The organism is Sphingomonas sanguinis (assembly GCF_001476905.1).
Lineage (GTDB): Bacteria > Pseudomonadota > Alphaproteobacteria > Sphingomonadales > Sphingomonadaceae > Sphingomonas > Sphingomonas sanguinis_B.
This window is the reverse complement of record NZ_LDTE01000167.1, coordinates 1-810: the sequence shown is the minus strand read 5'-3', so window position 1 is coordinate 810 and position 810 is coordinate 1. Positions and strand designations below refer to the sequence as shown.

Annotated in this window: 1 protein-coding gene; it reads left to right on the top strand. The window is 64.1% G+C overall.

The genetic code is table 11. The features are described from left to right. Positions 1–217: 217 nt before the first annotated feature. Positions 218–810: alpha/beta hydrolase (locus tag SB4_RS18135; RefSeq protein WP_241488689.1), on the top strand; the 593-nt coding region annotated here is incomplete at its 3' end.

Below are 810 nucleotides of genomic sequence, written 5' to 3'. Positions count from 1 at the left end.
TGACGGTGTTGCCGTCATATCTCTATCAGTTTCCCGGAGCCCGCGTCGGTTTGTCGTTTTCGGTTTTGTCGGCACGGGAGACGTCGCATTGCTTGACAAAGGGTGGCCGTGCATTGTTGGTAACGATATCTGACCCCTCGCTCACCATCGCAGGGCTCGCATCACGACAAGACCGACACGTGATGTCGGCGGATACCCAGGACAGAGGATGACCCGCATGGCCCTTCGCTTCTCGCAATCCCGCTGGCTGCTCGCCGCCGGTCTGGCGCTCGCGCCGCTGGCCGCCGCGCCTGCCCAGATGGCCACCCAGTCGCCCGCCACCGTGCCCGGTGCCAAGCCCGTCACCGTCGAGCGGATCAAGGTCCATTCCGCCGCGATCGAAGGCAATCTAGAGGGCAACAGCGCCGATCGGGACGTCATCGTCGTCCTGCCGCCCGACTACGCCCGGAACAAGGCGCGCCGCTATCCGGTCGTCTACGCGCTCCACGGTTATTCGATCGGCGCGGACCAGTGGACGAAGGAAATCCATGTCCCCGCCTCGGTCGAGGGTGCCTTTGCGCGCGGGGTGCCGCCGATGATCCTGGTCTTCCCCGACAGCAAGACGATGCACAACGGGTCGATGTATTCCTCTTCGCAGACCGTCGGCGATTTCGAGCGGTTCATCAGCCACGACCTGATCGCCGCGATCGACGCGCGCTATCGCACGATCCCACGCCGCGAAGCCCGTGGTCTCGCCGGTCACTCAATGGGCGGATACGGCACGGCGCGCATCGGCATGAAACATGCCGATATGTACGGCGCGATCTACAT